The organism is Skermanella sp., from assembly GCF_059503625.1.
The window spans coordinates 1-5557 of record NZ_JCACHA010001094.1 but is presented as its reverse complement, the minus strand read 5'-3'; the positions used below and the strand labels follow the sequence as shown (position 1 = coordinate 5557).

At 64.2% G+C, this 5557-nt stretch carries 7 protein-coding genes; 5 read left to right on the top strand and 2 right to left on the bottom strand.

The genetic code is table 11. From position 1 onward, the window contains the following. Positions 1 to 171: 171 nt before the first annotated feature. Together AC5JJ6_RS39405 and proC are read left to right on the top strand one after the other, a co-directional pair. Positions 172 to 678, top strand: a complete 507-nt coding sequence (locus AC5JJ6_RS39405) for a type III secretion system chaperone family protein (RefSeq protein WP_044433642.1) — start codon at positions 172 to 174, stop codon at positions 676 to 678. A gap of 2 nt (positions 679 to 680) precedes the next feature. Further along, complete coding sequence (gene proC / locus AC5JJ6_RS39400) at positions 681 to 1496, top strand: pyrroline-5-carboxylate reductase (protein ID WP_496047271.1); 816 nt, start codon at positions 681 to 683, stop codon at positions 1494 to 1496. A gap of 33 nt (positions 1497 to 1529) precedes the next feature. On the opposite strand, the gene AC5JJ6_RS39395 is transcribed toward proC, so the two are convergent. After that, the gene (locus AC5JJ6_RS39395; protein WP_496047270.1) at positions 1530 to 2399 is read right to left on the bottom strand and encodes an RNA polymerase factor sigma-32; all 870 of its coding nucleotides are present in this window, start codon (positions 2397 to 2399) and stop codon (positions 1530 to 1532) included. Between the two features lie 186 nt (positions 2400 to 2585). Here AC5JJ6_RS39395 and AC5JJ6_RS39390 point away from each other — a divergent pair, with 186 nt between their 5' ends. From AC5JJ6_RS39390 to AC5JJ6_RS39380, 3 genes are all read left to right on the top strand, one after another. Continuing rightward, a complete protein-coding gene (locus tag AC5JJ6_RS39390; protein ID WP_496047269.1) occupies positions 2586 to 3230 on the top strand; it encodes a TetR family transcriptional regulator in 645 nt (214 codons plus the stop codon). 119 nt (positions 3231 to 3349) lie between these two features. Continuing rightward, the gene (locus tag AC5JJ6_RS39385) at positions 3350 to 3802 is read left to right on the top strand and encodes a phasin family protein (RefSeq protein ID WP_496047268.1); all 453 of its coding nucleotides are present in this window, start codon (positions 3350 to 3352) and stop codon (positions 3800 to 3802) included. A 148-nt stretch (positions 3803 to 3950) separates the two neighbouring features. Then, a complete protein-coding gene (locus AC5JJ6_RS39380; protein WP_496047267.1) occupies positions 3951 to 4313 on the top strand; it encodes a tRNA-binding protein in 363 nt (120 codons plus the stop codon). A 24-nt stretch (positions 4314 to 4337) separates the two neighbouring features. Here AC5JJ6_RS39380 and AC5JJ6_RS39375 read toward each other — a convergent pair. After that, the coding region (locus tag AC5JJ6_RS39375) for an ATP-binding protein (RefSeq protein ID WP_496047266.1) at positions 4338 to 5557 on the bottom strand (1220 nt) is incomplete at its 5' end.

Genomic DNA, 5557 nt, shown 5'->3' with positions numbered 1-5557 from the left:
TACTGAATTCTGTTGCGCGTCCGTGGCCGTTCTGTCACGGTCCCCGGCGGTAGTAGCCCCACGATCTCCTTGATACAACATATCGGGGCATAGAAATCCGACCGGCCCGGAACAGCCGGGCGATCGATGGGGCCGTTGCCGCCAACCGCGCGCGATGAAGGAGTCGCAGGCATGTCGGCAGTCGCCGTCGAAGAGTCCCCTACCACGACGCTCAACCCCCTGGACATGATCGAAGAGATCGTGGTCGCCAACCAGTGGCCTTTCGACCGTTCGAACGACGACGAACTGATCGTCGAGATCGCCGCCCGCTGGTGCGACTATCGTTTGTACTTCGTCTGGCAGGAAGAGGTGAGCGCAATGCAGTTCTCCTGTCAATTCGACCTTAAGTCACTGGCCTCGCGCCGTTCCCACGTCAACGAGCTGCTGGCCGACATCAATTCGCGGATGTGGCTCGGCCATTTCGACGTCTGTCCGGACGAGCACACGCCGATGTTCCGCCATACGATCCTGCTGCGCGGCGCTCCGCGTGCCAGCGTGGAACAGCTGGAGGATCTGGTGGAGATAGCGCTTCTCGAGTCCGAGCGGTATTATCCAGCTTTCCAGTTCGTGATCTCGGGTGGCAAGACCGCATCGGAAGCGGTCACCGCTTCCATTCTCGATACCGTCGGCGAGGCGTGACAATGGGATGCTCGTTGCTTCTGGTCGGCTGCGGGAAGATGGGCGGCGCCTTGCTGGACGGCTGGCTTGCCGCGCGCACCGTCGATCAGGTGGTCGTCGTCGAACCGCAGGGTGCCTTCCCCACTGAGACGGGAGCAGCGGGTCAGCGGATCGTCCGATGCGCCGGCGTGTCCCGGATTCCCCCCGGCTTCGATCCTGATGTGGTGGTGATCGCGGTCAAGCCGCAGGTCATGGACGAAGTCGTGCCGGGTTACGCCGGCTTCGTCCGGCCCGGTACGGTCTTCCTGTCCATCGCGGCCGGCAAGACGATCGACTACTTCACGGCCCGTCTGGGCGCGGATGCCGCCATCGTGCGTGCGATGCCTAATACGCCGGCGTCGGTCGGACGCGGCATGACCGTAGCGGTTCCCAACGCCGCCGTCACGTCCGAGCAGCGCCGGCTGTGCGAAACCCTGATGGGCGCGGTCGGTCAGGTCGCCTGGGTCGAGGACGAGAGCATGATGGACGCGGTCACCGCCGTTTCCGGCGGCGGACCGGCCTACGTCTTTCTGTTGATCGAGGCCCTGGCTAAGGCGGGAGTGGCGGCAGGATTGCCGGAAGACCTCGCCATGAAGATCGCACGGGCGACCGTCGCGGGGAGCGGCGAACTGGCGGCCCGCTCGATCGAGCCGGCTGCGTCGCTTCGCAAGAACGTGACCAGCCCCAACGGCACGACCCAGGCCGCTCTTGAAGTGTTGATGGCGGAAGACGGTATCCAGCCGCTGGTCGACCGGGCCATCGCAGCGGCGACGGCGCGGTCGCGGGAGCTGGCGAGCTGAAGACACCGGCCGGTCTCCCGGGTGCGCCCCAGTTCAGGCGCCCGGGAGACCGTGAGCGGCAGCCGAGGGCTGAAGCATTTCCCGAAGCCTTGCCAATGCGCGTTTTTCCAACTGCCTGACACGGTCCTTGGAGATCCCAAGCTCCCGCCCGATCGCTTCGAAGGTGGGCGCTACGTCGCTCATGTGGCGTTGACGGATGATCGCCGCCTCACGGGCCGGCAGCATGGCCAGCGCCTTGTCGATCAGGCCGGTCCACAGGCGGCCGATGCTCCGCTCCTCCACGATTTCTTCCGGATTGGGCTGCTCGGCGGGTAGCCGGTCGATGGGCGCCTCGGCATCCTCGCCGTCGCCATCGCGCAACGGGATGTCGAGCGACCGGTCGAAACGCGCGATCCGGCGGGCAAGGCCGGAAACCTCGGCCTGCGGCAGTTCGAACCGTGTCGCCAAGGCGGAAAGCGCGTCTTCGTCCAGGGCGGCGGAGTTCGTCCGCTGTTCCGCCGCTACCTTCTTCAGCGCGAAGAACAAGGCTTTGTGGGCGGCTGTTTTGCCGACCCGCACGAGCGACCACGACCGGACTACGTAATCCTGGATCGCGGCCCTGATCCACCACATGGCATAGGTGCCCAGCCGCGCGCCGCCGTCCGGATTGAACTTGCGTACCGCCTGGATCAGGCCCACCGTTCCTTCCTGGATCAGTTCGTTGACCGGCAGGCCGAACCGCCCGTAGCTCCGGGCTATCTTGACGACGACGCGCAGATGGCTTTCGACCAGCCTTTCGGCCGCCGCCGGATCGCCGGCAGCGGACCGCAACGCAAGGTCTCGCTCCTCATCGGGAGTCAGATAGGGGAGCCGGTGCGCCAGGGTCGTGAGGCAGCCGGAGGCCCATCCAGGCAAAGCATTCATCCTTTTCGCGCCCGAACCAGAAGGTGGGAAAGCATCGCATGCCCCTGCACACAGTCAACTCCTGAGGAGGAAGATCGTCCCCCCTGCGCTGAAATCGACCATGTCGCCGCCGGGACCTTTGGCATTCGGCGTAGCGGCCCAATCTTATTGTCAAAGCAAACGAACTGCACGGGAATCTCGGATACCATGGTCAAGAAGGCTGATCTGTCGCGTCGCATCATCGACACCGCCCTGTCGCTCGCCGGAGAGAAGGGATGGCGAGCCACGACCATGGCCGACATCGCCGCCCGAGCCGAGATCACTCTCGCCGAGATCTACCGGGTGTTTCCCGCCAAGTCCGATATCCTCAAAGGCTTCAACCGGCAGATCGACGAAGCGGTCCTTGCGGTCGGACCGGATGAGGATGACGGTGAGAGCTCCCGGGACAGGCTGTTCGATGTCATGATGCGTCGTTTTGACGCGCTCACCCCTTATCGGAGCGGATTGGAAAGTATTTCCCGCGATCTGCGAGCGGACCCGGTAGCCGCATCCGTACATTCCTGTGCGCTCCGGCGTTCGCTGGCCTGGATGCTCGAAGCGGCCGGCATCCCTTCGGATGGGATTTCCGGCATCCTTCGGGTCAAGGGTCTGGCGGTGATCTATCTGATGGTATTCAGGGTTTGGCTGACCGACGACAGTGCCGACCTGTCGCGCACCATGGCGGCGCTGGACTCCAGGCTGCGTCAGGCGGAGCAGTTTTCGAACGGCCTGCCCGGCCGCGGGCGGCGAAGCGGCGGCAAGGCAAGCGGCATGGGAAGCCCTGGAGCGGATGAATCCGGTGTAACGGCCTGAGTGGTTGTTTTGTTGCGTTGCACAAAAGAAGTTGACGAAGATTTGCGCAATATGCATGATGCGGCATCAGTGATGTTGCAGCGCAGCAACCAGAAACGCTTTTTCGAGGGGAATTCCAAATGGCCAAGACGAACCCATTCTTCGACGTCGACGTGTCCAAGTTCGCTGACGTTTCCAAGCTCATGTCCGAATTCAAGCTCCCCGGCGTCGATGTGGAGTCCGTCCTGGCTTCCCAGCAGAAGAACATTCAGGCGCTGACCGCCGCCAACCAGCTCGCGTTCGAAGGCTTCCAGGCCGTCGCCCGCCGCCAGTCGGAAATCGTCCGCCAGACCATCGAGCAGACCTCCGCCATCGTGACCGAGCTGATGGCTGCCGGGTCGCCGGAAGACAAGGTCGCCAAGCAGGCCGACCTCGTCAAGCTGGCCTTCGAGAAGGCGCTGTCCAATGCCCGCGAACTGGCCGAGCTGGTCGCCAAGTCCAATTCCGAGGCCGCCGACGTGATCAACAAGCGCGTCAGCGAGAGCCTGGAAGAACTGAAGGCTTCGGTCGCTCAGATCAAGTCCGCCAAGTAAGTCCGGCACTTCGACGGCATGCCGCCAGCCGGCACGTCGTCTATTGACTTGCACGGGATCGGGCCGCTGTCGGGAAACCGGCGGCGGCCTTGTCTTTTGCCCATCCGATCGCTAGCGTCGTACCCTCATAAACAGGGAGAGACGACAGATGGCGGGCATGGAAGAGACAGCGACGACGAACATCACCTTCGAAGACTTCCTGAAGGTCGACATTCGCGTCGGCACCATCGTCGCCGCCGAGCCCTATCCGGAGGCGCGCCGACCCGCCTACAAGCTTCAGGTCGATTTCGGACCGCAGATCGGATTGCGCCGGACGTCGGCGCAGGTTACCCGCCACTATACGCCGGAGACTTTGATCGGCCGCCAAGTCGCCGGAGTGATCAATTTTCCGGCAAAGCAGATCGGCAAGTTCATGTCCGAGGTGCTTGTGCTGGGGTTTCCCGATGCCGACGGCGAAGTCGTGCTTGTCGCCCCGGAACGGCAGGTCCCGAACGGCGGGCGTCTTTACTGACCATAATCTCCGAACAAGGACGGTTCAGACCGGCAGGCGAACCACCGCGCGCAGCCCGCCGCGCGGGCTTTCGCTCAGCGTGATATCGCCGCCGTGGCTGCGGATGACGTCGCGGGCGATAGTCAGGCCGAGACCGACGCCGCCGGTGGACCGGTTGCGGGAGCCTTCCAGGCGGAAGAACGGGCGGAACACGTCTTCGTGCGAATTGGCGGGGATACCGGGACCGTCGTCGTCCACGGTGATCTCGATCGCATCGTCACGCCGACCGGCCTGCACCCAGACATGGTCGGCATAGCGCCGGGCATTGCCGATCAGGTTGGCAAGGCAGCGCTTGACCGAGTTGGGGCGGAGCGGCAGGCTCAGCTCTCCCTCGAGGTGCAGGTCCACGATGGCGCCGTCGCGCCGGGCGCTGCTGACAGCCTCGTTGATGAGCCGGTTGAGGTCGGTGGGGACGGGGGCTTCGGCGCCTTCGCCACGGGCGAAGGCCAGATAGCCTTCGATCATCTGCTCCATGTCGATCACGTCGACCTTGAGGTCCTCGACCTCCTGGCAGTCGCCGAACAGCTCCAGCTGGATCTTCATGCGGGTCAGCGGGGTGCGCAGGTCGTGGGATACGCCGGCCAGCATCTCGGTCCGCTGGCTGATCTGGCGCTGAATGCGCTCCCGCATCACCAGGAAGGCGGCGGCCGCCTGCCGGACCTCCGTGGCGCCTTCCATCTTGAAGCGGGTGACGTCGCGGCCCTTGCCGAAAGCGTCGGCGGCGGCGGCCAGACGCCGGATCGGACGGATCTGGTTGCGCATGAAGATGATCGCGATGGCGAACAGCACCATCGCGGCGCCGACCATCCACAGCAGGAAGATGTAGGTGGTCGAACTGAACAGCCGGCGTTCCGGCGACATCACCGAGAGCACGCCGTCGGCCATCTGGACGCGGATTTCGATCCAGTTGCTGGCGACGCGCGTGTCTATCAGGAAAGGTTTATGGACCCTTTCGTCCAGCGCCATCCCGAGCGTGCGTTCCAGCAGGCTGCTCAGTTCCCGCCGTTGCGGCGGCAGGATGGCTTCGGGCTCGAACGTGATGATCAGGTCCATCGTCCGCGCCGCCATCGACAGCGTTTCGGTGCGATCGGCCATGGTGACGTCGCGTTCCAGTTGCTCGATCACCATGCCGATCTCACCGCCGACCGCATAGGCCAGCCGGTTGGTCATGGTGTCCCAGTGGCGATCGTAGAAGATCCAGGTAG